Origin of the sequence: Streptomyces sp. NBC_01549, from assembly GCF_026339955.1 — a bacterium.
Taxonomy (GTDB): Bacteria; Actinomycetota; Actinomycetes; order Streptomycetales; family Streptomycetaceae; genus Streptomyces.
This window is the reverse complement of sequence record NZ_JAPEPW010000004.1, coordinates 748,400-774,164: the sequence shown is the minus strand read 5'-3', so window position 1 is coordinate 774,164 and position 25,765 is coordinate 748,400. Positions and strand designations below refer to the sequence as shown.

Annotated in this window: 24 protein-coding genes and 4 pseudogenes; 12 read left to right on the top strand and 16 right to left on the bottom strand. The window is 69.7% G+C overall.

The window, feature by feature from the left end; genetic code table 11:
* Window positions 1-9: 9 nt before the first annotated feature.
* Window positions 10-969, bottom strand: coding sequence for an NADP-dependent oxidoreductase (locus OG819_RS54510; RefSeq protein ID WP_266657354.1), 960 nt, complete (start codon window positions 967-969; stop codon window positions 10-12).
* A 151-nt stretch (window positions 970-1,120) separates the two neighbouring features.
* Here OG819_RS54510 and OG819_RS54505 point away from each other — a divergent pair, with 151 nt between their 5' ends.
* The 7 genes from OG819_RS54505 to OG819_RS54475 all read left to right on the top strand — a co-directional run bounded on the left by OG819_RS54505 (window position 1,121) and on the right by OG819_RS54475 (window position 7,657).
* A complete protein-coding gene (locus tag OG819_RS54505; RefSeq protein ID WP_266637285.1) occupies window positions 1,121-1,963 on the top strand; it encodes a helix-turn-helix transcriptional regulator in 843 nt (280 codons plus the stop codon).
* A 713-nt stretch (window positions 1,964-2,676) separates the two neighbouring features.
* Complete coding sequence (locus OG819_RS54500) at window positions 2,677-3,438, top strand: SDR family oxidoreductase (RefSeq protein ID WP_266635612.1); 762 nt, start codon at window positions 2,677-2,679, stop codon at window positions 3,436-3,438.
* 22 nt (window positions 3,439-3,460) lie between these two features.
* The gene (locus OG819_RS54495) at window positions 3,461-3,871 is read left to right on the top strand and encodes a VOC family protein (RefSeq protein WP_266635614.1); all 411 of its coding nucleotides are present in this window, start codon (window positions 3,461-3,463) and stop codon (window positions 3,869-3,871) included.
* 194 nt (window positions 3,872-4,065) lie between these two features.
* Window positions 4,066-4,830: an SDR family NAD(P)-dependent oxidoreductase gene (locus OG819_RS54490; protein WP_266635616.1), complete on the top strand. Its 765-nt coding sequence runs from the start codon at window positions 4,066-4,068 to the stop codon at window positions 4,828-4,830.
* A gap of 185 nt (window positions 4,831-5,015) precedes the next feature.
* Window positions 5,016-5,996, top strand: coding sequence for an aldo/keto reductase (locus OG819_RS54485; RefSeq protein ID WP_266635618.1), 981 nt, complete (start codon window positions 5,016-5,018; stop codon window positions 5,994-5,996).
* Window positions 5,997-6,462: 466 nt separating this feature from the next.
* Entirely contained in the window at window positions 6,463-6,726 is a 264-nt protein-coding gene (locus OG819_RS54480) for an antibiotic biosynthesis monooxygenase family protein (protein ID WP_266657352.1), read from the top strand.
* Window positions 6,727-7,072: 346 nt separating this feature from the next.
* Complete coding sequence (locus OG819_RS54475; protein WP_266635622.1) at window positions 7,073-7,657, top strand: TetR/AcrR family transcriptional regulator; 585 nt, start codon at window positions 7,073-7,075, stop codon at window positions 7,655-7,657.
* Between the two features lie 91 nt (window positions 7,658-7,748).
* Here OG819_RS54475 and OG819_RS54470 read toward each other — a convergent pair.
* The 7 genes and pseudogenes from OG819_RS54470 to OG819_RS54440 form a co-directional block, all read right to left on the bottom strand.
* A pseudogene (locus OG819_RS54470) lies at window positions 7,749-7,940 on the bottom strand (IS6 family transposase); the annotation flags it as partial.
* A gap of 85 nt (window positions 7,941-8,025) precedes the next feature.
* Entirely contained in the window at window positions 8,026-8,667 is a 642-nt protein-coding gene (locus OG819_RS54465) for a TetR/AcrR family transcriptional regulator (protein WP_266635624.1), read from the bottom strand.
* Window positions 8,664-10,670 carry a CocE/NonD family hydrolase gene (locus OG819_RS54460; protein WP_266657350.1) on the bottom strand — a complete coding sequence of 669 codons (2,007 nt, stop codon included), beginning with the start codon at window positions 10,668-10,670 and terminating at the stop codon, window positions 8,664-8,666. Before OG819_RS54460 ends, OG819_RS54465 begins: the two co-directional genes overlap by 4 nt.
* A gap of 244 nt (window positions 10,671-10,914) precedes the next feature.
* Complete coding sequence (locus tag OG819_RS54455) at window positions 10,915-12,642, bottom strand: ABC transporter ATP-binding protein (RefSeq protein WP_266657348.1); 1,728 nt, start codon at window positions 12,640-12,642, stop codon at window positions 10,915-10,917.
* Entirely contained in the window at window positions 12,642-13,535 is an 894-nt protein-coding gene (locus OG819_RS54450) for an ABC transporter permease (RefSeq protein WP_266657346.1), read from the bottom strand. Before OG819_RS54450 ends, OG819_RS54455 begins: the two co-directional genes overlap by 1 nt.
* Window positions 13,532-14,488, bottom strand: coding sequence for an ABC transporter permease (locus tag OG819_RS54445; RefSeq protein ID WP_266593461.1), 957 nt, complete (start codon window positions 14,486-14,488; stop codon window positions 13,532-13,534). The genes OG819_RS54450 and OG819_RS54445 overlap by 4 nt, the downstream gene beginning before the upstream one ends.
* Window positions 14,489-14,491: 3 nt before the next feature.
* Entirely contained in the window at window positions 14,492-16,066 is a 1,575-nt protein-coding gene (locus OG819_RS54440) for an ABC transporter substrate-binding protein (protein WP_266635635.1), read from the bottom strand.
* Between the two features lie 205 nt (window positions 16,067-16,271).
* On the opposite strand from OG819_RS54440, the gene OG819_RS54435 reads away from it, so the two are divergent.
* A complete protein-coding gene (locus OG819_RS54435; protein WP_266657344.1) occupies window positions 16,272-16,580 on the top strand; it encodes a transposase family protein in 309 nt (102 codons plus the stop codon).
* A 49-nt stretch (window positions 16,581-16,629) separates the two neighbouring features.
* Here the strand turns inward: OG819_RS54435 and OG819_RS54430 are convergent, their stop codons facing one another.
* The 3 genes from OG819_RS54430 to OG819_RS54420 all read right to left on the bottom strand — a co-directional run bounded on the left by OG819_RS54430 (window position 16,630) and on the right by OG819_RS54420 (window position 18,837).
* Window positions 16,630-18,108: an FGGY-family carbohydrate kinase gene (locus OG819_RS54430; RefSeq protein ID WP_266657343.1), complete on the bottom strand. Its 1,479-nt coding sequence runs from the start codon at window positions 18,106-18,108 to the stop codon at window positions 16,630-16,632.
* Window positions 18,105-18,341: a hypothetical protein gene (locus OG819_RS54425; RefSeq protein ID WP_266657341.1), complete on the bottom strand. Its 237-nt coding sequence runs from the start codon at window positions 18,339-18,341 to the stop codon at window positions 18,105-18,107. The genes OG819_RS54430 and OG819_RS54425 overlap by 4 nt, the downstream gene beginning before the upstream one ends.
* Window positions 18,342-18,441: 100 nt before the next feature.
* A complete protein-coding gene (locus tag OG819_RS54420) occupies window positions 18,442-18,837 on the bottom strand; it encodes a hypothetical protein (RefSeq protein WP_266657340.1) in 396 nt (131 codons plus the stop codon).
* A gap of 147 nt (window positions 18,838-18,984) precedes the next feature.
* Here OG819_RS54420 and OG819_RS54415 point away from each other — a divergent pair.
* Window positions 18,985-19,272: pseudogene (locus OG819_RS54415) on the top strand (SWIM zinc finger family protein); the annotation flags it as partial.
* Window positions 19,273-19,380: 108 nt separating this feature from the next.
* A complete protein-coding gene (locus OG819_RS54410; RefSeq protein ID WP_266657338.1) occupies window positions 19,381-19,533 on the top strand; it encodes a hypothetical protein in 153 nt (50 codons plus the stop codon).
* Window positions 19,534-19,540: 7 nt separating this feature from the next.
* Here OG819_RS54410 and OG819_RS54405 read toward each other — a convergent pair whose 3' ends face one another.
* Window positions 19,541-19,993 carry a hypothetical protein gene (locus OG819_RS54405; protein ID WP_266657337.1) on the bottom strand — a complete coding sequence of 151 codons (453 nt, stop codon included), beginning with the start codon at window positions 19,991-19,993 and terminating at the stop codon, window positions 19,541-19,543.
* Between the two features lie 207 nt (window positions 19,994-20,200).
* Between OG819_RS54405 and OG819_RS54400 the strand changes: the two genes are divergently transcribed.
* Window positions 20,201-21,100: a transposase gene (locus OG819_RS54400; RefSeq protein WP_266657335.1), complete on the top strand. Its 900-nt coding sequence runs from the start codon at window positions 20,201-20,203 to the stop codon at window positions 21,098-21,100.
* Here the strand turns inward: OG819_RS54400 and OG819_RS54395 are convergent.
* The 4 genes and pseudogenes from OG819_RS54395 to OG819_RS54385 all read right to left on the bottom strand — a co-directional run.
* The gene (locus OG819_RS54395) at window positions 20,985-23,387 is read right to left on the bottom strand and encodes an Orn/Lys/Arg decarboxylase N-terminal domain-containing protein (protein ID WP_266657333.1); all 2,403 of its coding nucleotides are present in this window, start codon (window positions 23,385-23,387) and stop codon (window positions 20,985-20,987) included. The genes OG819_RS54400 and OG819_RS54395 overlap by 116 nt on opposite strands.
* 152 nt (window positions 23,388-23,539) lie before the next feature.
* Window positions 23,540-23,944, bottom strand: a pseudogene (locus tag OG819_RS54390) (transposase); the annotation flags it as partial.
* Window positions 23,945-23,967: 23 nt separating this feature from the next.
* Window positions 23,968-24,111 carry a hypothetical protein gene (locus OG819_RS59450; RefSeq protein WP_353963278.1) on the bottom strand — a complete coding sequence of 48 codons (144 nt, stop codon included), beginning with the start codon at window positions 24,109-24,111 and terminating at the stop codon, window positions 23,968-23,970.
* A 706-nt stretch (window positions 24,112-24,817) separates the two neighbouring features.
* A pseudogene (locus OG819_RS54385) lies at window positions 24,818-25,138 on the bottom strand (PAS domain-containing protein); the annotation flags it as partial.
* A 395-nt stretch (window positions 25,139-25,533) separates the two neighbouring features.
* Here OG819_RS54385 and OG819_RS54380 point away from each other — a divergent pair.
* Window positions 25,534-25,683: a hypothetical protein gene (locus OG819_RS54380; RefSeq protein ID WP_323139481.1), complete on the top strand. Its 150-nt coding sequence runs from the start codon at window positions 25,534-25,536 to the stop codon at window positions 25,681-25,683.
* Window positions 25,684-25,765 lie beyond the last annotated feature (82 nt).

The window sequence follows — 25,765 nt, the reverse complement described above, 5'->3', positions numbered from 1 at the left end:
GGAACTCCGTCACACGGAGCTACGCGGCACTGTCACCACGTGCTTGCCCACGACGCCGCCGCGCTCGAACGCCTGGTGCGCCGCGGCGATGTCCGCGAGCGGGTACACACTGTCGATCACCGGGCGCAGCGCGCCCGACGTGACGAGGCCGGCCACATCGCGCAGCACGGGGGTCTCGGGGTTGGCGCTGAAGGTGCGGATGCGGCGGGAACCGTGCACGCTCGACGCGGCGATCGCGGCGAGGGCCGACGGGGAAAGTCCCACGGTGACCATCCGGCCGCCCTTGGCCAACCGGCTTCGGTAGCAGTTCAGTTCCGTGCCGACGGTATCGACGATGACGTCGAACGGCCCGATCTGGTCCGAGGTGGTGGAGCCGTAGTCCAGGACCTCGTCGGCGCCGAGGTCGGTGAGGAGCTCGGCATGGCGGTCGCGGGCCAGCGCGGTCACCTGGCCGCCCATGGCGTGCGCCAACTGCACGGCGGCCGTGCCGACTCCGCCGGCCGCGCCCCGGACCAGGACCCGTTCCCCTCCCTCCAGGCGCACGCTGTCGCGCAGCGCGATCAGCGCCGTAGAACCCGCGACCACCAGGGAGGCCACCTCGACCGACGAGAGGTCCGCCGGGGCGTGCGCGATACGGTCCGCGGCGACCACGACGTACTCGGCCGCCCCGGCGACGGAGTGCCGCCGCCGGGGATGCACCATGCCCCACACCCGGTCTCCTACCCGGTAGCCCGCGACACCGGCGCCGGTCGCGGCGACGGTGCCCGCGAAGTCCAGCCCTACACCGATCGGGAACCGGCGTCCCGACACCATCTTCAACTCCCCCGCGCGGACGATCACATCGTGCCCGTTCACGCTGGACGCCTCGACCGACACCAGTACCTCACCCGTGCCGGGAACGGGACGATCCACGTCGTTGACCCGCAGTACGTCCGCTGCACCGAAACTCGTGATCTGAACGACCTTCATGTCGCTGTCCTTCCGTGACCGGTTGTGGTGGATCCGATGCTGGACCCCGCACGCGGCATCACGGTCGTTCTGCTTTTCCTGGGTCTGGCAGACCCACCCTCGCGGGCCGCGCCGACGGCATACTGGCGCCGTGACCGACTTCTCCCACGCCATGAGCGACGATCCCCGACGCGAACTCGCCGAGTTCCTGCGCACCCGCCGAACTCGGCTGCGCCCGCAGGACGTCGGCCTGGAGCCCGGTCCGCGTCGGCGCGTCGCCGGGCTGCGGCGGGAGGAACTGGCGCTGCTGGCCGGGGTGAGCTCGGACTACTACCAGCGTATGGAGCAGGGACGCGACGTCCGGCCCTCCGAACAGGTTCTGGACGCCCTCGCGCGCGCCCTGAACTTCTCCGTCGAGGAGACCCGCCACCTGCACAGCCTCGCCGCCGCCGCACGCATCCCGGCCCGCCTGCCGCGTTCGTACGAGCCGGAGGAGGTACCGGACACCACGCTGCGGCTGCTGCGCGGCATGACCTCGCCCGCTCTGGTCGTCGGCCGGTTCCTGGACGTGCTGGCCTGGAACCCACTCGGCGGTGCCCTACTGGGGGAATTCACCCGGCAGCCGCAGAGGGAGCGGAACCTGCTGTCACTGTTCCTGCACCCCGAGGCCGACCGGGCGTGCCCGAACCGGGCGGCCACCGTCGCGGAGCTGATCGGCATGCTGCGGACGCAGGTCGCCGCCGATCCGGGTCACCCGCGTGCGGTCGAGCTGGTGGGTGAACTCGCGGTCCGCAGCGACGAGTTCGCGGCACTGTGGGCCCTCCACGACGTTGAGGAACCGACCCGCGGTCAAATGCGCCTCAACCACCCCCAGGTCGGCGAACTGAACCTGGACTGGGACGCCTACCCGATACCGGGCAACCCCGGCCCCGCGCTCATGGTCTGCACCGCCGCCGAAGGCAGCTCCGACGCCGAACGGCTCCAACTGCTCGCCGGCCTGCTGGGCGCTCGCTGACCCACCACGGAATCGACCCCTGCGGGCCAGTTCGAGCTTTGCACAGTGGGCCTCAGCCGTCTGACCCAGCCCAGCGCCACCCCAGCTCCCCCGGAGAACAACCAGCAGCACAAAGGGCAGGGCCCCGACCGCGAGATACCTCACCGTCGGGGCCCTGCCACATCACCGTCCGGGCCACAGCCCGCCGCGTCAACGAGAAGCGGGCCCCGGCCGGTGGCGGGCGCCTGCCCCGTGACGGCGAGTTCTCGGCATGTCTCGCGTGCTGCGTGGCCTTGAGTAGTGTCTCTGGCGTTCCGGCCCGGACGGAATCCGGCAGCTCTGTGTTCTTCGGGTGCAAGGGCCGGCTCCGTGCGCCCCGTCAGCGCCGCGGGCTCTGGCCCCACCGCTGACTGGGGAGCGGTCGTCGTCGTCCTGCTCGTTCGAAGCACGGGCAGGCGGTCGGTGTGGTCTCGACGCCGAGGACCACTCCGGCGGACCCCCTCTTTGCCAGTGCCGGGTACCGCGGTCCCCGGCACTCCGCATTCCCCACCTCTGCGCTGCTCCGCGCGGCTCGCCCTTGCCGGCCGGTTCCTCCCCCACTTGCAACCGGAACCAGTTCCGCTTAGGCTGCAACCGGAACGGATTCCGGATATGAAGCTACCGCGCTCCGAGCCGTTCAGCGAGCGGCCTTACCCGGCCGAACAGAACGAGCAGGGAAGGCAGGCAACAGAGCAATGGACCAGACTTTCGAAGGCGCCACGGCGCTGGTCACTGGCGGTGGAACCGGTATCGGCCGGGCCTCGGCACTCGCCCTGGCCGCGGCCGGCTGCACCGTGACGGTCGCCGGGCGCACGGTGTCCACGCTGGAAGAGACCGTTGGGATGATTACTGACGCGGGCGGTGCGGCCCGCATTGTGCAGTGCGACGTCGCTTACGAGCGGTCGGTCGCGCACGCGGTCGAGGTGGCGGTCGGTGACTCCGGGCGGCTGGATTTCGGTGTCAACAGTGCGGGGATCAGCGGCGGGGACGATCTTCGCAAGTTGGCCGACTACTCCGTCAAGGCGTTCGACCACCTGATCGCTGTCGATCTGCGGGGGACGTTCCTGTCGATGAAGTACCAGCTGCGCCAGATGCAGACCCAGGGCTTCGGTTCCATCGTCAACGTCGGCTCGGGGGCGAGTGTCGTCGGAGTGCCGGGTTTCGCCGGGTACACCGCGGCCAAGCACGGAATCATCGGACTGACCCGGACGGCCGCCCTGGATTACGGGCCGGACGGGATCCGGGTCAATGCCCTGGTCGTCGGCCTGGTCAACACACCGCTGATCGCCGAGGGGCGTTCGCCGGAGGTGATGGCGGCCCGGGTGGCCGCGCACCCGATCGGCAGGATCGCCGAACCCGAGGAGATCGCCGACGCCGTCCTGTGGCTGTGCTCCGACAAGTCCAGCTTCGTCACCGGCGCGGCCGTCCCGGTCGACGGCGGCTACACGGCCCGCTGACCCATGAAGGGAACACTAGGTGATGTCCACAGTCTCCTTCGATCACACCGGGCTGTCGGTCGGTGACCTGCACCGGCAATGCCGCTTCTACATCGAGGCATTCGGATTCCGCGAGATGCACCGGACCGAGATCCCCGACGCCGGTATCCGAATAGCGCTTCTCAGTGGCCCCGGCGGTGCCGCGGTCGAATTCACCGAGCGCGCGGGCTCGGTACCGCAGCACTTTGCCGATCCCAATGAGGGGGCGGGTGTCCAGGGCTACTTCCACTGGGCCCTCACGGTGGACGACCTAGAGGGGGCCGTCGCCGCCGCGGTCGGTCACGGTGCCCGCGTCGTCTCGCGGCCGGCCCTGGCCCGGCGGCCCGGGGTCCGCTTCGCCTATGTCGCCGACCCCGAGGGAAACCTGATCGAGCTGTTGCAGTACACCCACTGACCTGGCGCCACCCCGCGAGCGCTCGCCCGCGTATCGGCGATCAAGGCAAGGACCGGGACAACACCGCGCCCAGGCCGCCCGGCACGGCGCGGCTCAACCGCGGCAGGACCGCGAAGGTCCGTCGGTCGCACAACCACTACGACTACGACCCGCTGACCGCCGAGTCCGCGGGCAGGACACATGGAGGAATGACAATGGCTGGACGACTGCAGGGCACGGTGGCGCTGGTGACCGGCGCGAGCAGCGGTATCGGCGCGGCAACCGCGCGCGCCCTCGCCGCGGAGGGGGCGGCGGTAGCCGTTCTCGGGCGGCGGCGGGATCGGCTGGAGGAGCTTGCGGGCAAGCTCCGGGCCGAGGGCGGGACCGCTTACGTGGTCCAGGCCGACATCACCGAGCAGCAGCAGGCCGCGGCGGCGGTGGAGAGCGTGGTGTCTGAACTGGGCCGCCTTGACACGGTCGTCAACAACGCCGGCACCATGGGCGTCGGCCCGGTCGTGGACTCCCCGCTCGAGGAGTGGGAGCGGATGGTCGAGATCAACGTGCAAGGTCTGCTGTATGTGACGCATGCGGCGGTGCCGCATCTGCTGCGGGCCGCGGAGGACTCCCCGCGCAAGGTGGCGGACCTGGTCAACATCAGCTCGACCGCGGGCCGGGTGGCCCGGCCCGGCACGGCCGTCTACAACCTGACCAAGTTCGGCGTCAACGGCTTCACCGAGGCCCTGCGCCAGGAGGTCATGCAGAAGCGGGTGCGGGTGAGCGTGGTCGAGCCCGGCACCGTGGACACCGAGCTCAGCTCGCACCTGCGTGACGGGGTGCGCCAGGCGATCGAGCGTCAGGTCGAGGGCATGGAGCTGCTGCGTCCCGAGGACATCGCCGACGCGGTCTCCTACATCGTCACCCGGGACCGCCGGGTCGCCGTCAACGAGATCCTCGTACGCGCCACCGACCAGACCTGGTAACAGCACGGACGAACGGCGGGATGAGCGCTTCCCCCAGCGCCTTTCCCGCGCAGCCCCCGGTCCGGCGCCGGACCGGGGGATCCGTGGCATACCGACCGTGTCGCAGCCACACAGCTGACGCGACACCAGAACAGTGAGACCGGCGGCATTCCCATCGCCGGGGACATGCGGAGAGTGACGTCATCATGAAATACGTGAAGCTCGGCCGTACCGGCCTGGACGTTTCCCCCATCTGCCTGGGCTGTATGACCTTCGGCGAGCCGGAACGCGGCTACCCGTCGTGGAGCATGCCCGAGGACGGGAGCCGGTCGATCCTCAAGCAGGCGATCGACGCGGGCATCAACTTCTTCGATACCGCCAACGTCTACTCGGACGGCTCCAGCGAGGAGATCCTCGGGCGCGCCGTCAGGGACTTCGCCAGGCGCGACGAGGTCGTCATCGCGACCAAGGTCCGCGGTGTGATGCGCCCTGGGCCGAACGGCAGCGGACTGTCCCGCAAAGCGATCTTCACCGAGGTCGACGCCAGCCTCACCCGGCTCGGCACCGACTACATCGACCTCTACCAGATCCACCGCCTGGACCACGAGGTGCCGATGGAGGAGACCCTCGAGACCCTGCACGACGTGGTGAAGTCCGGCAAGGTCCGCTACATCGGCGCCTCCTCCATGCACGCCTGGGAGTTCAGCAAGGCCCTGCACCTGCAGAAGACGAACGGGTGGGCGCGCTTCGTGTCCATGCAGGACCACTACAACCTGCTGAACCGCGAGGAAGAGCGCGAAATGCTGCCCCTCTGCGCCGACCAGGGCATCGGTGTCATCCCGTGGAGCCCGCTGGCTCGCGGGCGCCTCACCCGCGACTGGGACACCGTGACCGACCGCTCATCCGCCGACCCCATCGGCAACAGCCTGTACGACGCCACCGAGGCCGCCGACAAGGCCGTGGTGGAGAAGGTCGCGTCGATCGCCGCCGCACGGGGCGTCTCCCGCGCCCAGGTCGCCCTCGCGTGGCTGCTGCGCAACCCGGTGATCTCGGCTCCGATCGTGGGTGCCGGCAAGCCGGGCCACCTCGATGACGCACTGGCGGCGCTGGACCTCGACCTGACCGACGCAGAGGTGGCCGACCTCGAGGCACCTTACGTTCCGCACCCGGTCGTCGGGATCTCCTGACCGGCGTGGCTCCAGCGCCCGCTCGCGTACTCCTCGCAACGCGTTCGCCCGAGGTCGTCGGGGTGCCTGGCACCCCGACGACGTACACGCAACGATCTCCTCTTCAGGAACAAGGACCTGCTCCTTGCCCTGGGGGGAGGCTCACAGCTGCAAGATCGTCCTGCCCGTCACCGCTCTCGCCACGCAGTTCCTCACCGACTACCACGGGATCTGACCCACCGAACAGTGGTACACCGGACAGTGGAAGGGGTTCCGCGACGTGGATGGTCCAGGCACGACGCGCGCGGAACCCCGCCCTTTCGTGACTGCCTGCCTGCCGGGCCTTGGCTGCCGGGCAAGGGGCGTGCAGCCTGCGTGCATTCACCTCACACATGAGTGGCCGCCACCGCCGAGCCGCAGGAGCCGGCGCAGGCCCTTCCCGTCATCGTCAGGAGTGATCGCGACATGGTGTTGGGAATCGCGGGCCATGGAGATTCGTCCCGGGAGCGAGGACGACTTCGCGACGGCATACGCAACGGCGCGCAGGGCCGTGCTGACACATCCGGGAGTGCACGAGATCCGCATGGTCCGCGGCGTCGAGTCGCCGAGTCGATTCATGTTGCTCGTCGAGTGGGAGGACGTGCGGACCCACGAGACCTTTCGCAGGACCGACCAGTTCCAGACCTGGCGCTCGATGCTCGCCCCGTATTTCGCCGCTCCCTCGCAGGGAGCGCACTATTGCGCTGTCTGACCGTCAGCCCCGGGTGTGGGCGGCGTCCATGACGCGCACTCGGGTCGGCCGCGATGGGCGCGCTCTCGTGCAAGCACTCCCGGCGGAGGACAGTTGAGCAGGCCAGCGACTGAACGCCCCGAAGCAACTGCTGCACCGGTACCTCTTCGACGCCGGGCTCGCCCCGCAGGGCATCGGGCAGGCCGTGCGGCAGTGGGCGAGCCGCCACCTGCCCGCCCGGTGCGCGAGGCGGCGGTGCTCGGCCGCGTGGCGGCGACTGGCTATCATGTTGCAATATCCGGAACCGGTTCCGAATGTTTCTCGTAGCTGACTGCGGTTGCAAGCCGCCATGCGAAAGGAGTCTGCATTGACCGACAACGGCGGGGACACGGCCCGCTCCCGCAGGCCGCTGCGCGCTGACGCGCAGCGCAACGAGGACAAGCTGCTGGAGGCGGCAGCGGCTGCCTTCGCCCGCGAGGGTGTGGGGGCCTCGGTCAAGGACATCGCTCGGGCGGCCGGTGTCGGCGTCGGCACGCTCTACCGCCGGTTCCCGTCCAAGGAACTGCTGATCGCGGCCATCTATCGACACGAGGTGCAGCGCCTGTGCGAGGCGGCTCCGCACCTCGCAGCCACGCAGCCCCCCCTGGACGCGCTGCGGACATGGATGGAGCGCTTCATCGACTTCATGGCCGCCAAGGAGGGGATGGCCGACGTCCTGCGCGTGGTGCTGACCGACGACAGCGAGAAGCTGCACACCCGGGCCCTGCTCGCCGACGCCATCGAGTACCTGCTCAACCGCGGAAGCGAGCCGGCAATGGCGCGGCCGGAAATCGAAGCCCAGGACGTGCTGATGGCGCTCGGTGGGATCAGCCTCATGGCCGCCAACGAGGACCAGCGCGACCTGGCCGCCCGCCTCATCGACCTGCTTCTGCACGGCATCCTGACAAACTGACGCCCCATGAACGGATTCGGCAGTCCACTCGCAGCCTCACACATGCAGTGGGTGCCAGCGGCGGTTCTCCAGGAATGACAGGGCGGCGGCGGCGCACTGTCTCGTAGGAGACGATGACGCCGCGCTGGAGCATCAGCTCCTCGACCTCGCGGAAGCCGAGCGGGAACCGGAAGTACAGCCACACGCAGTGGGAGATCACCTCGACCGGGTACCGGTGCCCCTGTACGACGGCGACGCGCTCCCCACGGACGACCCCTCCCAGCGTGATCAACCAGAAGATCATCCCACCCGGTCAGTCAACGTGACAGCGCCCGCGAGGGTCCTCCTGTTCGGTGCCGGGCACCATTGTGCGGGGCCCGGCGACCGTCTCACGAGCGCCGTCGGAGTTCCGTTTCGATCAGGCGGTTGAGGTGACGACGCGCGTCCTCGGTGCTCAGCGGGGGTGCCTGCCGTAGCCGTTGCAGGGCGAGGCCGTCGGCGAGGGCGGCGAAGCGGACCGTGAAACCGCCCAGGTCGTCGGAGCTGAACTCCCCGTCGGCGACGCCTCGTTCGGCCAGTTCGCGGATCTGGGCGTGCCAGGCCTCGTAGCGCTCGGCCTGGCCGCGGGCGAAGGCCTGGTCCGGGTCCTGGTCGCCCGCGTTCCAGTAGTCGAACCACATCCGCCAGTGCCGGTCGGTGTCCTCGGTGAACAGCGCGTCGACGAGCAGCCGCAGCGCCTCGGCCGCGCCGGCCGCCTGCGCGGCGGCCTCGCTGAGCGCCGCGTAGTACCGCTCGATGTGCAGCACCATCGCCTCGGAGAGGATCTCCTGCACGCTCCCGAAGTGGTACGTGACCGTGCCGACGGACACCCCGGCCGCGGCGGCGACGTCACGCACCCCCACCGACGCGTAGCCGCGCTCGGCGATCAGCGGCACGGCGGCCTCCACGATGAGGCGGCGGCGCACCTCGGTGGGCTGGCGGGTGCGGTCGGCGGCGGCGACGGCACGGCGAGGGGTCCTGGCTGCCTTCATACCGACGTCCTCGGGGTGGTGCGGTGCCATGCGCGCTTGGCCACTGTCTCTCCGTTCGCTCGTGCCTCGATGCGGCTGTCCATGATGAAGTCCGCGGCCGTGGCGCGCAGCTCGGTCCGCGTCACGATCTCCGCGTCCCCATCCTCCCCGCGCGTCAGCCGGATCGTCCATTCGGAGACCGCGGACGCGGAGAGCGGATCGTCGCGGCGGATGCGGTAGGTCTCCCGGGCGCTCTCCTCGTAGCGCAGTCCGTCGGCATACGTCCGCGATCCCCCGTAGTTGGGGTCGACCTCCAGGGTCCACTCCCCCGTGGCCACGTCGTGCGTGACCAGCCGCTCGGGCCGCGGTTCGGCGGGCAGGTCGTAGGTCACCGGGAGCGGGGGTGCCTGCTCGGGTTCCTCGAAACGGATCGGCGGCTCGTCCCCCGGCTCCCGCACGGGAAGCGACAGCGAGCTCCGCGCCGGTACGACGCTCAGTTCGCCGCGTTCGCCGTGCGGCCACACCCACGGCCAGTAGGCGTCGGAGACGGCGACGCGGATGCGGTGGCCGGGCGGGAAGGCGTACCCGATGCCGCTGAGTTCGAACGCGACGTCCTCGTACGTCCCCGGCATCCACTCCACGGCCCGATCCCGCCCGTGCCGGGAGAGCAGGTTCAGCACGCCCCGGGTGACCAGGGTGGACGAGCCGTCGGGGGCGACATCGCAGAGGCGGGCGACGACGTTGGCGCGCGGGGTCGCGCTGTCGAGCCGGAGCCGGACGCGCGGGCGACCGAGAATCTCGACGCGCTCCGTGAGCGGCGCCGAGTCGAAGCACACCGACCTGCCGTCCTCCTCCCGCTGGTCGGGCGGCAGGTCGCTCGCGTTGCCGAAGGGGAAGAAGCGGCCCGCGTCGAGGCCGGTGTGCTGGGGCGACCGTACGAGAACGGGGTCCTCGCCCGTCCCGAGGGGCCGCTCGTCCCAAGTGGCCGACGGGGAGGGCCAGTCGGCATCACCGACCCAGCGTCCCGGCATGACGTCGTACGAAGTGGCGGGCGGGACCGGGTCGTTGATCCAGGCGCGGAGCAGCGGCTCCCGCATGACGCCCGTGTCGATGCCCTTCAGGTGCTGGTCCCACCAGCGCAGGGTCTCCTGGAGGAAGCCGATCGCGGGGCCCGGGGGCAGCCCGCGGTCCGGGTACTGGTGCGACCAGGGGCCGATCAGTCCCCGTACGCGGTCGCCCGGCAGATGCTCCACCAGTCGCAGCACGGTGTCGCGGTACGGGTCGTGCCACCCGCCGACCGCGAGGACGGCCGCGTCGATGGCGTCGTAGTCCTCGCAGACGCTGCCGTGCCGCCAGTAGTCGTCGCGCTGCTGGTGGGCGAGCCAGGTGTGCAGGAAGGGTTCGAGGGCCTCGAGCCGCTCGCGCCACATGGGGAGCAGGCGGTCATGGCCGACGTTCGCCGGGTCCGGCGGGCGGGAGGCGAACGCGAGCATGGTGCCGGCCCAGGCGAGCATGTCGATGCCGAGCAGGGCGCCGCCCGTGTAGTGCACGTCGTTGTCGTAGCGGTCGTCCGTCGAGCAGACGGTGACGATCGCCTTCAGCGGCTCGGGTGCGAGGGCGGCGATCTGCAGGGAGTTGAAACCGCCCCACGAGATGCCGAACATGCCCACCTTGCCGGTGCACCAGGGCTGCGCGGCGAGCCAGTTGACGACGTCGACCCCGTCGGCGAGCTCCTGTACGTCGTACTCGTCGCCGGGCACGCCCTCGCTGTCGCCGTGGCCGCGGATGTCGACGCGGACGGAGGCGTAGCCGTGCCCGGCGTACCAGGGGTGGCGCTGGGCGTCCCGGGGCGCGGTCCAGTCGCTCTTGCGGTACGGGAGGTATTCGAGGAGCGCGGGGACGGGGTCGGATTCCGCGTCGGCCGGACGCCAGACGCGGGCGTGCAGGCGGGTGTTCCCGTCCCGGGTGGGGATCCAGACGTCCTCACGGACGACCTGGCGCTCGAACTGCTCGCGGTACTTCACCAGGATCCTCCGAAGGTGCCACGACCTTCAGGCCGGATCGGGTAGCGTGTCCGCCATGCGTCGCGAGAACCAAGCGCGCATGACGTGCTGAGCGAGAGCCAAGCCAGCACAGCAGCATCCTCCAAAACTTCATACATCCGGGCTGGTTCCAACCCGGCTGGTGTTGATCGCGTAAGACTCGGTCGTTCGCTGAGCGACCAAGCAGCGTGAGCCAGGAATCCCCTTGCTTTGGCTAGGGGAGGGTTCAAGAAACTCCTTCCGCCACAGGGGCGTTGAGGGGGCGCCAGCGTCGGACGCGGTGGCCGTCGCCGTGATCGGTCCAGACGTCGTCCCCGTCCGCCGCGTCGGCCCAGTCGAGGGTGTCCTCGACGTAGGGCTGTGCGTCGGGGTCGGGTTCGAGGGCGGCGGCCATCAGTTGGCGGGTGTAGGGGTGCCGGGGGTCGGCGAACACGGCTTCCGTCGGGCCCTCCTCCACGACGACGCCGTGGCGCAGGACGACGACCCGGTCCGCGATGCCCCGTACGACGGCCAGATCGTGACTGATGAACAGACAGGCCAGTTCGCGTTCCCGGCGGAGGTCGTCAAGGAGCCGCAGGACGTCGGCCTGCACAGACACATCCAGGGCGGTGGTGATCTCGTCGGCGATGAGGACGTCCGGCTCGCCCGCCAGCGCTCTGGCGATGCCGATGCGCTGCCGTTGGCCGCCGGACAGCTGCGCGGGCAGGCGGTCGGCGAGGGCCGGGTCGAGCCGTACATCGGCGATGAGGCGGCGGCCCCGCTCGGCCGCCTCCATGCGGTCGGCCGCCGTTCCGAAGAAGCGCAGGGGGTGCCGGACCGCATCGCCCACGGAGCGACGGGGGTTCAGCGAGGTGTCCGCGTTCTGGAAGACGAGCTGCACCCGGCGCCGCAGGGACAGCGGCCGTTGCCGCGCCGGCCGGTCCAGGTCGCCCGCCTCGTGTCGCATCGTGCCGCCGGACGGTGTGCGCAGGCCCGCCAACGTCCAGGCGAGCGTGGACTTGCCGCTGCCCGACTCGCCGACGAGGGCGAGGACCTCGCCGCGCCGGACGTCGAAGGAGACTCCGTGCACGGCCCGGGTGCTGCCGTAGTCGATGGTGACGTCCTGGGCGGACAGGGCGACGGGGGCGTCGGCAGGCACCTCGGCCTTGGGCCTGACCTCCCGCTCCCCCGACTCGCCCACGACCGCGAGCCCGGCGTCGTCGAGGCGCGGCACGCTCGCCAACAGGTATCGGGTGTAGAGGTCTTGGGGCTGCGCGAAGAGCCGCCTGGTGGGCGCCGATTCCACCACCCGCCCTGACCGCAGGACGGATACCTCGTCGGCCATGTGCGCGACGACCCCGAGGTCGTGGCTCACCAGGACGGCGGCGAGCCCGAGTTCGTCGCGCAGGGCGGCGATCAGGTCGAGGACACCGCGCTGGGTGACGACGTCCAGGCCGGTCGTCGGCTCGTCGAGGACCAGTACCTTGGGGCGGGCCGCGACGGCCATGGCTATGGCGACGCGCTGCTGCTGACCGCCGGACAGCTCGTGCGGGTAGCGGCGGGCCAGTTCGGCGGGGCGCGGCAGCCGGACCTGTTCGAGCAGCTCCACCACCGGTACGTCACCGCCGGCCTCCGCTATCTGCCGCCCGATCCGCATGGACGGCGTCAGCGCGTGCCCCGCGTTCTGGGCGACCATGGCGACGGTGCCGCCACGCAGTCGACGCAACTCCCCTGCGGGCAGGGCGAACACGTCCTGTCCGTCGACGAGCACCGAACCCCGGGTGATCCGGGACCCGTGCCGCAGATGCCCGAGGAGGGTCGCGGCGACGGTCGACTTCCCGCTGCCGGACTCGCCCACGAGAGCGTGAGTCCGCCCCTCGGCGACGTCCAGCGACACCTCGTGCACGACGGGCACGTCACGGCCGCCCGAACGGTAGGCCACGGACAGCGAGTTCACGGACACGATCGAGGTCATCAGGAGCCCTCCCTGATCCGGTCGACGCCCCACGCCTTGGACAGGCCGTCGGCGGCGAGGTTGAGCCCGACCACGAGCGTGGCCAGGGCGATGATCGGCGCGAGGCTCGCCATCGGGACGACGGTGATGGCGGTGCGGTTCTCGGCGACCATCAGTCCCCAGTCGGGGGTGGGCGGATCTGCGCCGAAGCCGAGGAAGGAGAGGGAGCTGATGAGCAGCACGACCCATGACGCCCGCATCGCGAACTCCACGCACACGACGTCCGAAATGTTCGGAAGGACTTCGCGCCGCAGGATCGACCAGGTGCCCTCGCCCCTGGCCCGGGCCGCGGTGACGTAGTCGGCGGGCACCACGGCGAGTGCCGCGCCCCGTACGACCCGTACGACCTGGGGCACGTACACCACCGCGATCGCGAGGACGATGACCGCCGGGCCGGTGCCCAGCGCCGTGACGACGACGAGCAGGGCCAGGATCGACGGCACCGCGAGGACCGCGTCCAGCACCCGGCCCAGCACGTCGTCGAACCAGCCGCCGCGCAGCGCCGCCGCACAGCCCACGACCGTGCCGAGGGCGACGGTCACCACGGTCGCGGCGACGGACACGCCGAGCGCGTACCGGCCGCCGTACAGCACCCGGGCGAGGACGTCGCGCCCGTACTGGTCCGTGCCCGCCCAGTGGTTCCAGCCGGGACCGAGCAGAGCGTGCGAGGAGTCGTTGGCGATGGGGTCGTAGGAGGTCAGGAGCGGCGCGAGCAGGGCGATGAGGATATGGACGGCGACGATCGCGAGGCCGATCACGGCCGCGCGCGAGGAACGCACGGTGCGCCAGGCGCGCGCGGCGGGCGCCGGAGCGGTCGCGGGCGGGGCCGCCGGGGCGGTGTCGAGCGTGGTCATCGGGTCCTCCCGCGCGTACGGAGCTTGGGGTTGAGGGCCATGGCGCCGAGGTCGGCGGCAAGGTTGCAGACGACGTACACGACGGCGCTGATGAGGGCGATGGCCTGGATGACGGGCAGGTCGCGGTTCTGCACGGAGGAGAGCATCAGCTTGCCGATGCCCGGGTAGTTGAAGACGTTCTCGACGACGGCGACCCCGCCGGCCAGCCAGGCCACGTTCAGCGCGATGACGTGCAGGGTCGGCAGCATCGCGCTGGGCAGGGCGTGCCGGGTGACGACCCGCCAGGTCGACAGGCCCTTGAGGCGGGCGGTGGTGACGTACTCGCTCGCCATCACGTCGATGACGGAGGTCCGGGCCATCCGCACGATGTACGCGGCCATCACCACGGCGAGGGCGAGAGCGGGCAGCCAGACGGCGGGCAGGAGTTGGCCGACGCTCGCGTCAGGGCCGTAGAGCACGACCGCGGGGAACCACGGCAGCGCGACGGAGAAGCAGAGCACCAGCACCGTGGCGACCACGAACTCGGGGACGCTCATGCCGACGAGGCTGACGGTCGAGATGAGGTGGTCGGGCCAGCGGTCGCGGTACAGGCCCGCGAGGATGCCGAGCACGATCGAACCGGTGACCGCGAACAGGACGGTGATCAGGGCGATCAGCGCGGAGTTCCCGAGGTACATGGAGACTTCGCCGCCGACCGCCTTCCCGGAGACCAGGGAGGTGCCGAAGTCGCCGTGCAGGGCGCCGCGCACCCAGTCGGCGTACCGCTCCCAGGCGGGCCGGTCGAGCCTCAGCTTCCCGCGCAGGGCGGCAACGGCGTCCGGGGTGGCGTCCTTGCCGAGGACCTGGGTGGCCACGTCGCCGGGCAGGGCCTGGACGGCGAGGAAGACGAGGACGGAGGAGAGGAAGAGGGTACCGAGGGCGGCGGCCACCCTGCGGGCTATGAAGGAGACCACTGCTCAGGCTCCCTTCAGGCCGATGCCGAGGTAGTCGAACTCGAAGCCGTGCTCGGCGTATCCACGCACCTTCCGTGACAGGCCGACGAGCCGGTCGGCGAACATCGGGGTCATCGCCCCGCCCTTCTCGACGACGAAGGTCTGTGCCTCGCCGTACAGTTCGCGCCGCCGCCGGTCGTCCGTCTCCCGTCGCGCCCGGTCGAGCAGGGCGTCGAAGTCCTTGTCGGACCAGGCGGTCTCGTTGTACGAGGAGCCACCGCGGAAGACCTGCGTGAAGAGCTGGTCGACGGGTCTGCCGGTGTACCAGTAGGTCGCCATGAGCGGCTTCTTCATCCAGATCTGGGTGTAGTACGAGTCCGCCGCGGCCGTCTTGACCTTGATCCGGATGCCCGCGCGTTTGGCCGAGTCCTGGTAGGCGAGCGCCATCGGCGTGAAGATCGGGTCGTAGGAGGAGGTGTAGAGGTCCATCGCGAGGCCCTCGTGCCCGGCCTGCTTCAGCAGGTACCTGGCCTTCTCCGGGTCGTGCGCGGGGTGCGCGGCGATGTACGCGGGGTCGCTGGGCGGCACGGGGTTGTCCCAGCCGGCGGTGCCCGCGCCCTGGAGGGCGACCTTCACCACGTGCTCGGGGTCGTAGGCGAGCTTCATCGCCTGCCGCACCCGTACGTCCGTGAAGGGCTTCTCCGTGGTGAGCATGGGGAGCACGTACCACTGGGCGTTCTTCACGCGGGCGACGGTGGCCCGGCTGGAGGCGGCGACCACCCGGGCGGTCGCGAAGTCCAGATTGGTCTGGGAGAGCAGATCGACCTGTCCCGCCAGCAGGGCGTTCGAGCGGGCGGACATGTCGGCGACGGAGTAGAAGGCGATCGCGTCGAGGACGGGGCGGCCCTGCCAGTGGTCCGTGTACGCGGTGACACGGCCGGGTCCCGCCGGGGCGAAGGACTCCAGCTTGAAGGGTCCCGTGCCGATGCCCGTCCGCCCGATGGAACGGGCGCTTCCGTCGGGGACGACATAGCAGTTGTAGTGCGTGAGCAGGCTCGGGAACTCCGCGTTGGGGGTCTTCAGCGGCACGACGAGGGTGTGCTCGTCGGGGGTGCGCAGTGTCTTGAGGTCGATCAGCGGGGCGAGGACGGCGGCCTGGGGCGAGGCGGTCGCCTTGTCCAGGATGTGGCGCAGGGTGTAGGCGGCGTCGGCGGCGGTGAGCCGCCGGCCGTCGTGGAAGGTGACGCCCTCGCGGATGCGGAAGGTCCAGGTGCGGGCCTGGGCGTCGGGCTCCCAGGACTCGGCGAGGTCGGGGGCGAGGTCGCCGTTCGCGTCGACACGGACGAGCCGGTTGTAGAGGGCGCCGAGGTATTCGTACGCGGAGAGGGCGCTGGCCGGATCGAGCGTCTCGGCCTCGGAGGCGGGCGGCCGGGCGATACGGAGGGTGCCGCCGCGGTCGGGGGCGCCCTTCTTCGCCGCCGCGGGCAGCACGGGTGCGGCGGCGGCACCCGTACAGCCGGTGAGCAGCCAGGACGCACCGAGTGCCGCGGCACCCGCGGCGAGGACCGATCGCCGTCCCGGGTGGTGGATGTCGGACATGGACCGACCGTCCTTCTCGCTATTCGTTCAGCGGAACGATTGAGTGAAGTGCGTGAACGATAACGAGGAGATGGTTCCGCGCCAACCCTTGGAACCTGGAAATTAACCTCGGAAACCCACTCGTTACGGGGTGGGTGAGGATGTCGAGTCTGCAGACTCGTGTTCCGTCGCAGTAAAGGTTGAGCGTTCATCGCCCATCCCTTCCGTGCTGGAGCAACTGGGCTCCACGACTGATTCCCTCAGCTCAAGCGATGTCGCTGACCTGCGGCATTTCCTGATCCTGGTCGCCGATCCCCACGATGTGCGGGGACTGCGCTATCCGGCCCTCGCGTTGCTGTGCGCGGCCGTCTCGGCGGTGCTGACCGGAGCGCGCCCGCTCATCGCGATCAGCGAGTGGATCACGGATGCCCCGCAGCATGCGCTGGGTGTCCTTGGCTTCGCGGCCGATCCACTCACCGGTCTGCGACCGGTGCAGCACGCCGCAACGGTGCGCCGCCTGCAACACCTCCAGTAACCGTTCTACCTGGGATGTTGCACCGACCCATTGACCTCACCGCTGCTTTTCACTGGATGTCGGCGAGATCGTGCACGATGTCCGCCGTGGCGGGGTAGAGCGCGGTGTACGACGCGTACAGGCGGTCGTACACCTCACGTGTGTCGGTCTGGGGCCGCACGGTCGTCTCGGCCACTGCCCAGTCCGTGTCGGGCGGTACGAGTCCGAGCCCGACCGCGGAGAGGAGGGCGTCGCCGTAGCAGGCTCCGATGGTCTGTGCCGGTACCTGTTGTTCCCGGCCGGTGACGTCGCTGACGATCTGGGTCCACAGTCCGCCCCTCGTGCCGCCCCCGACCGCGACGATGCGCCGGACCGGGTCGTCGGGGTCTTCCAGGAAGTCGAGGATCTGGCGGACGCCGAATGCGATGCCCTCGTAGGCGGCCCGGAACAGGTGGCCGCGCGTGTGCCGCAGCGTAAGGCCCGCCACCACGCCTCTGGCATGCGGGTCGAAGATCGGGGTCCGCTCACCGGCGAAGTACGGGAGCATCAGCAGGCCGTCCGAACCGGCCGGCACGGCCTCCGCCTCGGCGACCAGGGTGTCGAAGGACTCTCCTCCGGTGACGTCCTGGAGCCACTGTGTCAGGGATCCCGAGGTGGACATACCTGCCGCGATGGTTCGTCGGCCCGGCTCCACTCCTGCGGTGGTCCACAGTTTGGGGTGCGCCCGGTAGGTGCCGAGGACCTGGACGAAGAACAGTGTGGAGCCGTACATGAGCATGAGATCGCCGGGATGCCGTACGCCGGCGGAATGGGCCTCGGCCCAGGCGTCGACGGTCCCGGCGGAGACAGGTGTGCCGACCGGGATCTTCGTGGCCTGCGACGCCGCGGCGGTCACTGTTCCGACGACCTCGTGGGGGTGGACGAGTTGGGGCATCTCCAGGTGGCCTGCGATGTCCGGGAGCCAGTCCTGCGCCCAGGACCCGGCATGGATGTCGTACAGCGGGTCGCATTGGCTGGCCGTGTGGTGGTCGAGTACGTAGGCCCCGGTGAGCTTGGCGGCCAGGTAGGAGTTGGAGTTGTACCACCTCGTTCCGCGCGCCCATTCCTGTGGCTCGTTGCGCTGCATCCACAGCATCTTCGGGCCGACGGCCTGGGTACTGAGTGCCTTGCCGCAGCGTTCGAGAACGGTGTCGGCGCCGAGCCGCTCGGTGAGGTCGTGGATCTCCCGCTCGGCCCGGCCGTCGATGCCGTAGAGGATGGCCGGCCGCACGGGCTCCACGTCGCTGTCGCAGACCAGGAGGCAGGGGCCGACGCCGCTGACGCAGAGTCCGGCGAGGGTGTGGGGGCCGATCCGGTCCATCAGTTCACGGGCCACCGCGGTGAAGTCGTCCCACCAGACGGCGGCGGCGTCCACTTCCGCCCAGGACGGTCTGGGCAGCGACATGGAGTGGTGGCGTACGGCTGTCGCCATCACGGATCCGTCCAGGGTGGTGAGTACGCCCTTGGTGCTGGCGGTGCCCGTGTCGATGCCCAGTACGACTTCGCTCATGGCAGTGTGTCCGTTCCGTTGTCGATGCGGTGGGAGGAATCCTGCGAGGACAGGATGCGGGCGTAGACCGACGGGCGCTCGTAACGCGGGACGAAACCGTTCAGGTCTTCGCCGCGTGTGGTGAACTGACGGAGTGTTCCGTCGGGCGCGTGTACTTCGTGGGCGATGAACACCTGGTGCCGAGCCAGTCGGTGTCGGAGCGCCTCCAGGTTCTCGACCGAGGAGAAGACCACGTGGGCGAGACCATCAAAAGCGACGCGAAGCCTCTGGTGGAGACGGTCTTCTTGGTCGAAAACCCATCTACCAGGGCTTCACCCGTCCGTTGTCCAGCTGTCACAAGTTGTCCTCGGCTGCCAGAGCGCGGGCCACCTCGTCGGAGAACGGCTTGCGGCGCCGGCCGCGAGGGGCGCGGCCGTAGGGCAGGGCAATGATGAAGCCGCGGTCCAGGCCGAGACGCTCGTACTCGCCGGTCTCAAGCGCGGTCCGCGGTATCTGGCGGGCACCGGTGAAGACCTCGGCCGCCGTTCCCGGAGTGACTTGGCGTGGTCCCTGCGGGCCACGGGGTGCGCCGCGCTGAAGGACGAGCATGGGGAGCCCGTGGGAGGCGCGGTGGCGCTGATCAGCGATGAACGCCACCAAGTGATCGCGCGTCAGCAGCTGCGGAGTGTGTCCACCGTCGGGTGCTCGTCCTTCGAAGAACGCGCTCAGTTCCACGCAGCCGCTGGTCATCCGCCGCAGAGGAGCGGCGCTTCGGGGCGAGGCGGCGGTAAGGCGCAGGTCGAGGCATCTCCGAGTATGGGCAGTTGTCTCGGCGGCGTTCGGCAACCGTCTGCAGGCCCTGACGGTGATTGACGAGGGGCCGGACGCACCCTCGCGCTGGAGACCTCCGGCGGTGCCACCCCGGCCGGAGAGGTGGCCAACCCCCGGTTCTTCAGCGGGTTCGTGACCGCACCGGCCGCCGCGGCGACGGCGCTGCTCGCGGTCGCCGACGTGGCCGCCGCCCGCTACTACCGGCCGAGCGCCAATGCCTCGCTCGACCCGGTGGTGACGGCCGACGGCGACCGGCTGCGGCTTGAGTCCTTCTCCGGCTGCTGCGGTGTCTACGCCCGGCTCGACGTCCTCGCGCCCGGCCTGGACGGTGACGACGTCGGGCACGGCACCACGCAGGCGCTTCCTTCCAGTTTGGACGTGCAGACTGTCAAAGTCGCACCCCCGGTTTTGTACACATACGACCCATGACGTACCTCCGGGGGGTGCTGGTTCACTGAAGACATGACCCGCAAAGCTGACGGCAACGAGCAGAGCCCGCAGTTCGAACTCCGCTGCGGCGAGCTGTACTTAGTCATTCATCGGGTGCCCGCGTGGCTCGTGACGCTGGTGACCACAGCCACCGGAACGGGGGTCGCGTGGTGGACGAGCCGTTGAACGTGCGTCAGAACGGGGGCGTCGTGGCCCCGAAGTTCTCGCGGGTCTTGAGCTTGTGGCAGCTCTTACACAGCGGCTGCACGTACTCGTCCATGTCCTCGCCACCGAGGGCGGCCGGCTGTGGCCAGAGCGGCCCAAGCGATGCCCTCACCGTCCTGGTGGGGGCCTCGCGCGAGCCAGCGAACACCGTCGAGCCGTCGGGGGTGAACGCCAGCGAGCTCAGGTAGCCGGTCAGGCCGGCGGCCACCTTCGTCAGGTGCTTGCCGTCGTCGGTGGTCACGTAGATCGTGTCCTTGCCGGCGATGACCGCGTGGCCCGGGGTGTGCGGGTTCTGCGCGATCGCGCCGCAGGTCCAACTGTTACGGCGGATATGGGTGCAGCAGTACTGGTACGACGCGGCGGACCGGTTGCGGTGGCGGGGGCCGAAGTCCACCACCGACCGGTTGAGCCGGCGCACCATGCCCCGCAGGGCGGACCTGCCTCCGCAGTCGCCGGACGGCCAGACCCCGCCACGGCCTGTGCCCCGTGGGCCAGTCTGGAAATCGTCTCCCCCTGTGACGGCGAGGCCTGTTACGGCCAGAAACTCACCTCGCCCGGCCAAAAGTCCTGGATCGGCTACCGCGATCACCGGACCGGGACATGCGGGGCGACCGGGCCGGACGTCATCGTGCAGGTCGTCACCCAGCCCGCCCCGGAGCAGGACATCGCGGTGCTCGACGACATTCACCAGGGCCTGGTCCGACAGGGGTTCAACGATCTGGAGCACTTCGTGGACGGCGGATATGTCACGCCTGAGTCCATCGACCGATCGGCTCGCACCCATGGCCTCACCCTGACCGGGCCGGTCCGCCCCGATCCCCGGGCGCGTGAACATCCCGGCTTCACGAAGGCGGATTTCACCCCGGACTGGGAGGCCCGCACACCCACCTGTCCTCCAGGGGTGACGAGTCATCCCTGGAAACCCACGCTCGGCGACGGGCACGAGCGGCTGTCCGTCATGTTCCCCAGGCCTGCCTGCCGGGCCTGCGAGGACCGACTGGAGCGCACCGGCAACGCCGCCCGCCGGGGCCGCCATATCCTCCTCCTGCCTCAGCCGCTACAGGAGATCCAGACCCAGGTCCGCCGCGAGCAGGAGACTTCCGAGTGGCAGGAGCACTACGCCATCCGCGCCGGTTGCGAGGCGACGGTCTCAGAAACCGTCCAGGCCCACGGCCTGCGGCACTGCCATTACCACGGCATCGCGAAAACCCACGTCCAGCACGTGTTCACCGCCGCAGGAACGAACATCATCCGCCTCAGCGGATGCCTTCCTCCTGGCACCACCCCACCCCACCCCACCGCGCCCAGTCAGAACCGCCAGCCACTTTCGGCGCCTCTGCCGGGACTTGGCCATCTGAAGATCACCAACAGCATCCCGATTACGGGACAGAGCCGTCACGTTGACAGCCCTGTCAGGACCGCTCATGGGTTTCCTTCGGATGGCTGCGTTGGGCCGGTGCCACGGTGCGGCGTTCCTGTGCGTCGGCGCTTGTTTCCTCTCTGGCTGTCGGTCGCAGGCATTCGATGAGGTAGTCGCCGGTGTCGGGGTCGAGGGTTACGCCGTGGGTTTCGCTGCGGAATCCGGGAAAGCGGCGGTCGAAGGATTCGAGGGCGGTGAGGTAGCGCAGCAGCGGGCCGTCCGGGGCGCCGACGCTCTCGCCGGGCATGAGGACGGGGATGCCGGGCGGGGTGACGGTGATCATGGCGGCGGCCACCTGGCCCGGCGCCTCGGTCAACCGTACGCGATGGGTACCACCGCGGATCAGGCGCTGATAGCACAGCTGCGGTGGAGTGACCGGTTCCGGCAGCTGCTGGAAAGCAGTGTCCAGCAGGTCGACGAGGCGGACAGAGCGAAGATGGTTGTGCATGTCCTGGCACAGCTCGCGCAGGGTTTGGCCGGCGTATCGCCTGGGGTGCTCGGCGACCAGGGCAGGCAGGACCCGGTCAAGGGGGGCGTCCTCGTCGTAGAGGGCCTTGAAGTCCATCAGGGCGTCGAGGAGGGTGCCCCATTTGCCCTTGGTGATGCCCATGGAGAACAGGACGAGCGTCGTATAGCTGTCGGTCTTTTCCACGACGATGTGGCGGGTGGCCAGGTACGCGGTGAGCACTCGTGCCGGGATGCCCCACTCGCCGGTCTCGCCGGTCGCGTCGATGCCCGGGCAGGTCAGGGTGACTTTGATCGGGTCGAGCATGCAGTAGCCGTCGGTCAGCCCCGGGAAGCCGTGCCAGGCAGCGCCGGGTTCCAGGTGCCAGCAGGTCGGTTCGGTGCGCAGCAGGTCGGCCGGGGTCTCGTCGAACGGCAGTCGGGTTCCGGTGCTTGGGTCGGTAACCGTCTCGGGTTGCCACACGCCGAAGAACCACGGCGGCCGGTCGCCGGCCTCCTCGATACGGCGCCGGATGCGGACCATCTCCTGGCGGAAGCGGACCGCCTCGGTCACGGCCTCGTCGATCAGCCAGCGGCCCTGCGGCCCGTCCATCATCGCTGTTGCCACGTCCAGTGAGGCGATCATCGGATAGAGCGGGGAGGTGGTGCCGTGCATCATCAGCGCCTCGTTGAACCGGTCGTGTTCGACGGGCGCCCTTGGGGCGGGCTTGACGTGGACCATGGCGCTCTGCGAGAGCGCGGCCAGCAGTTTGTGGGTGGACTGGGTTGCGAAAACCGTCGGCCGGTTCGGGCCGGGGAAGGTGTCCTCGTCCACCGACATGCCGTACCGGCCCGCGTAGAGCGGGTGGAAGCGGGCGTACGCGAACCATGCCTCGTCGAAGTGCAGCCGGGGCGTACTCGTGGCGAACGCCTGTGCCGCCACCGGGGCGTCGTAACACAGGCCGTCGTACGTGGAGTTGGTGAAGACGGCGTACTGAGGGCGCGGCGACACGGCACCCCGGGTCAGCGGGTTCGCGGCGATCCGCGCCGCGACGGAGTCCGCCGCGAGCTCCGCCGGGGACAGCGGCCCCGCTAAGCCGTAGCCGTTGCGGGTGGGGATCAGGTAGACCGGGCGGGCGCCGGAGACGACCAGTCCGTGCAGCACCGACTTGTGGCAGTTGCGGTCCACCAGCGCGATCTCGTCGCGGGTGACGCTGAAGTGGCCGACCACGCGGTTGCAGGTGGAATCCCCGTGCAGGACGAAGTAGGTGAGGCCGGCGCCGAAGACCCGGGCGGCGTTGCGCTCCGCCTCGCCGATCGGGCCGGTGTGTTCGAACAGCGAGCCGAGCTCCCCGACGGAGATCGACAGGTCGCTGCGCAACAGCCGTTCCCCGAAGTAGTCGTGGAAGGCCCGGCCCGCGGGCGACTTCAGCAAGGCGACGCCGCCGGAGTGGGCCGGGGTGTGCCAGGAGTACTCATGCGCGTCGTCGAAGCGGCGCAGCGCCCGGAAGAAGGGCGGCAGGACGGCATCTTGGTAGGTGCGCGCGGCGGTGGTGATCCGGCCCGCGATGAACCCGGGAGTGTCCTCCAGCGGCCACACATAGCCCACGACCGACTCCGACACCCATAGCGGCAGGTCCCGTACGCCGTCGTCGGTCATGACCAAGAAGACCGGAAGGTCCTGGAACCGCCGACCGATGGAGCGCAGCACCGCGGCGCCCCCGGGCTCGCCCTCCGCGCCCCCTTGGCCCGGTAGTTCCCAGGCGACCAGTGCCGCGGTCAGCCCCGCCTCCGTCCGCAGCACCGCCTCGGCGTCCGCGACGCCTACCGCCCATCGGACGTCGAATCCCCGCTTCTCGATCGCCTCACCGATGCGCGCCAACTGCTCGGCACCGGCACCATCATCCTGTGGACGTTCCCGTACCGCGACCAAGACCCTGCTGTCCGCCATGAGACCCCTCCCGGCGGCCCACGCCGCTCCCGGCTCAGTTTCCGAGCCGACCGACTGAGCGCGCAGCCTCACAGCCGCAAACCACCCGCAGGACGGAACAAGTGAGCTTGAGCTTTACCCTCCGGCCCTGGATCGCTCCTGTGAACACACTCGCACCGCAGCAGCCTGCCCTCCACGAGCTGGTCCAGCAGTGCGGCGGTGAGCTGCTCGATGGCCTGGGGGCCGCTGCGGCGTACGAGTTTGACCAGCGCCGTCGGGTGCGGCACCGGGGAGGTCAGCGGGATCCGGCAGAACCGCCGCCAGCTCAGCGAGTCCGCCACCTCACGGCACAGCGTCTCGTAGCCGAGCTGGTAGCGGTGCTTGAGGTACAGCAGCCGCAAGACCGTTTCGACCGGAACCGACGGCCGCCCCAGGCGTTCGGTGATCACCGGCCGCCACGGTGCGATGAATTGCTCGTCATCCAAGTAGGCATCTATCCGGGCCAGTTCAGCGGGCAGCTGCCGCGCCTGCTCCGGCAGTACCTCCCACCACGTTTCCTGTGGCCCGGACACACGCAAAGTAGCTAGGTACCCCCACCAGTTCAGCAGCGGAAGTCGCTTGATGGCAGAAGAGACCTGATCTTCTCGAAGTCGAACTTCTTGCCGTCCTTGCGCGCGCACAGCAACGGCACATGGCCGGCGCTTGCGCCGGTGACCCGTCCGTCGCCCGGGTCGATATGCAGCATGGTGCAGCTGGCGAATCGTGTGCGGCTTGCCGGTGCGGATCGCCTCGGGCAAGGCGCTTGGATGGTCCAGCGGCAGGCCGTGCAGGACGTCGACCTCCCACATGGCTATCCCGGCATCGGTGGAGACGCGCAGGCGGCCTTCGTCGACGAGTGCGAGCAGGGCGCCGCTGGCGCCGAAGGTTGCGGCGAGCCGGGTCAGGGCGATCTGCCGCAGCTCCTGCTCCGTGGCTGCGGTGATCAAGGCAGAGGAGAAGTCGGCGATGTCTTTGGCGCGCTGTCGCTCGGCAGTCAGTGCGGCCTGCGCCTTCTCCTTGCGCTTCTCCTGCTTGGTGTCGTCGCGGAGTATTCCGAAGATCCGCTCGGGGCCGCCGTAACCCAACTGGATCCGGCCGGTCTGGGCGGCCAGTTGGTGCCAGCCCTCGTGCTGGGGGAGGTACCGCACCCTCACCCAAGGGGACTGCTGGGCGGATGCCGAGCGCAGGAGCTGCCGCAAGGCCTCCCGGTCGTCAGGGTGCACTGCCGATATCACTCTGGAAAGCGACACAGTGAGGTCGGGAAAGAGCGTGACCAGGGCGGGTGCGCCGCCGAGCCACTCCAGCTGTTGATCACCGGGTGAGTACATCCACAGGCCGAGGTGGGCGGCCGTGGTGGCCAGCCGGAACGGGATCAGCAGGCTGGCCAGGTCGTTTCGCGCGTCCAGTGCGTGCACCCAGACCAGCTGCTCGTCACTTGCGGGATCCTTCACTTGCCGCGCCTCGATCAAGGAGGCAACGGGTACTCCGCCTCGCCCGGGGAAGTCCAGCACCCGCATCGCGACCGCCTTCGTCTTGGCGGCGTGGGCCACGAGGCTCTCGGCCGACATCCGCTGGCTTGCGGGCCACAGATCACCGAAGTCACGTCCCAGGCACTGCTCCGCAGACCTGCCCAGCGCCGTGGCCATCGCAGCGTTGAGGCTGCGGATAGCGCCGTCCAGCGTCAGAAAAGCCGCCGGGTCAGCCCCTCGAAGGAGTTCGTCCGAGGCGTCCATCTGCGACTCCTGGCAAATACCAAAACATCCTCTTCAGCCATTTTCGCGCATTTTGCCGTGATGTCTCGGTGGAGGGCGTGTCTGACCGCCTGCGTCGAGTGACAACGGCAGGGAACCCCCTGGAAACGGGAGACGGCCGCGAAGAGGGGGCGACGGAGCTCGGTTGCGGTACAGCAGCGGAGTACAGCAACCCCAGCAATGGCCCACGGCCTGTAGCGTCCCTTGGAGACTTCGACGCGACCGCCGTGGCCGACGTCGACCGATCCAAATAGAGCTACGGAAAGGCCAGCAGGCACTCACGGCCCGGTCGCCGCAAGGGTGCCCCACACCCGTCCACCACCACGGCCACCCCGGCAGGGCAGTGGACGTTTCTGACGAGTCACGCCCAGGTGTTCTTGGCCATCGCCGTCGACCCGACCGCCCGGCTGCGCGGCATCACCGCGACCTGCCGGATCACCGAGCGCACCGCGCAGGCCATCGTGGCCGACCTCGAACAGGCCGGTTACCTCAGCCGGGAACGCATCGGGATTGACCAGCCCGGATAGCCCACAGCGAGGATGCGACACAGATTCTGACAGGGGACCGTATCGGGGGGTGCCTCGATGTCCTTCGTCAAGGCTGAGTGGG

Excerpts from the sequence above, each read along its gene's own strand:
- OG819_RS54510 (WP_266657354.1), bottom strand. The coding sequence starts at position 969 with ATGAAGGTCGTTCAGATCACGAGTTTCGGTGCAGCGGACGTACTGCGG.
- OG819_RS54505 (WP_266637285.1), top strand. The coding sequence starts at position 1,121 with ATGAGCGACGATCCCCGACGCGAACTCGCCGAGTTCCTGCGCACCCGC.
- OG819_RS54500 (WP_266635612.1), top strand. The coding sequence starts at position 2,677 with ATGGACCAGACTTTCGAAGGCGCCACGGCGCTGGTCACTGGCGGTGGA.
- OG819_RS54495 (WP_266635614.1), top strand. The coding sequence starts at position 3,461 with ATGTCCACAGTCTCCTTCGATCACACCGGGCTGTCGGTCGGTGACCTG.
- OG819_RS54490 (WP_266635616.1), top strand. The coding sequence starts at position 4,066 with ATGGCTGGACGACTGCAGGGCACGGTGGCGCTGGTGACCGGCGCGAGC.
- OG819_RS54485 (WP_266635618.1), top strand. The coding sequence starts at position 5,016 with ATGAAATACGTGAAGCTCGGCCGTACCGGCCTGGACGTTTCCCCCATC.
- OG819_RS54480 (WP_266657352.1), top strand. The coding sequence starts at position 6,463 with ATGGAGATTCGTCCCGGGAGCGAGGACGACTTCGCGACGGCATACGCA.
- OG819_RS54465 (WP_266635624.1), bottom strand. The coding sequence starts at position 8,667 with ATGAAGGCAGCCAGGACCCCTCGCCGTGCCGTCGCCGCCGCCGACCGC.
- OG819_RS54455 (WP_266657348.1), bottom strand. The coding sequence starts at position 12,642 with ATGACCTCGATCGTGTCCGTGAACTCGCTGTCCGTGGCCTACCGTTCG.
- OG819_RS54450 (WP_266657346.1), bottom strand. The coding sequence starts at position 13,535 with ATGACCACGCTCGACACCGCCCCGGCGGCCCCGCCCGCGACCGCTCCG.
- OG819_RS54440 (WP_266635635.1), bottom strand. The coding sequence starts at position 16,066 with ATGTCCGACATCCACCACCCGGGACGGCGATCGGTCCTCGCCGCGGGT.
- OG819_RS54430 (WP_266657343.1), bottom strand. The coding sequence starts at position 18,108 with ATGAGCGAAGTCGTACTGGGCATCGACACGGGCACCGCCAGCACCAAG.
- OG819_RS54420 (WP_266657340.1), bottom strand. The coding sequence starts at position 18,837 with ATGACCAGCGGCTGCGTGGAACTGAGCGCGTTCTTCGAAGGACGAGCA.
- OG819_RS54410 (WP_266657338.1), top strand. The coding sequence starts at position 19,381 with ATGACCCGCAAAGCTGACGGCAACGAGCAGAGCCCGCAGTTCGAACTC.
- OG819_RS54405 (WP_266657337.1), bottom strand. The coding sequence starts at position 19,993 with ATGGTGCGCCGGCTCAACCGGTCGGTGGTGGACTTCGGCCCCCGCCAC.
- OG819_RS54395 (WP_266657333.1), bottom strand. The coding sequence starts at position 23,387 with ATGGCGGACAGCAGGGTCTTGGTCGCGGTACGGGAACGTCCACAGGAT.
- OG819_RS59450 (WP_353963278.1), bottom strand. The coding sequence starts at position 24,111 with ATGCTGCATATCGACCCGGGCGACGGACGGGTCACCGGCGCAAGCGCC.